At 49.3% G+C, this 854-nt stretch carries 2 rRNA genes; both read right to left on the reverse strand.

The annotated features are described in order from the left end of the window. Positions 1–127 (reverse strand): 23S ribosomal RNA (locus KW850_RS32570); the annotation flags it as partial. A 206-nt stretch (positions 128–333) separates the two neighbouring features. Beyond that, positions 334–854, reverse strand: a 16S ribosomal RNA gene (locus KW850_RS32575); the annotation flags it as partial.

An 854-nucleotide genomic window follows, 5' to 3' on the forward strand; every position in this document is an offset into this window, starting at 1 on the left:
GTTTCCCCATTCGGAAATCTCCGGATCAAAGCTTACTTACAGCTCCCCGAAGCATATCGGTGTTAGTCCCGTCCTTCATCGGCTCCTAGTGCCAAGGCATTCACCGTGCGCCCTTTCTAACTTAACCTAAAAGGTTTATAACTCTTAATTGAATAAGAGAGAAAAACTAAAATGGCGATTACTCGATGTTTACTTTGCTTCTTCATTACGATTATCTAGTTTTCAAAGAACGATTAAAAAAAGCTTTGAGAGAATTGCTCCCTCAAAACTAAACAAACAAAGATCGTGGCACAAACCGTTTTGTCTGGCTCATATGTCCAGCTTTATCCTTAGAAAGGAGGTGATCCAGCCGCACCTTCCGATACGGCTACCTTGTTACGACTTCACCCCAATCATCTGTCCCACCTTAGGCGGCTGGCTCCTTACGGTTACCCCACCGACTTCGGGTGTTACAAACTCTCGTGGTGTGACGGGCGGTGTGTACAAGGCCCGGGAACGTATTCACCGCGGCATGCTGATCCGCGATTACTAGCGATTCCGGCTTCATGCAGGCGAGTTGCAGCCTGCAATCCGAACTGAGAATGGTTTTATGGGATTGGCTAAACCTCGCGGTCTTGCAGCCCTTTGTACCATCCATTGTAGCACGTGTGTAGCCCAGGTCATAAGGGGCATGATGATTTGACGTCATCCCCACCTTCCTCCGGTTTGTCACCGGCAGTCACCTTAGAGTGCCCAACTAAATGCTGGCAACTAAGATCAAGGGTTGCGCTCGTTGCGGGACTTAACCCAACATCTCACGACACGAGCTGACGACAACCATGCACCACCTGTCACTCTGTCCCCCGAAGGGGAAA

This window comes from Bacillus sp. sid0103, assembly GCF_019219025.1.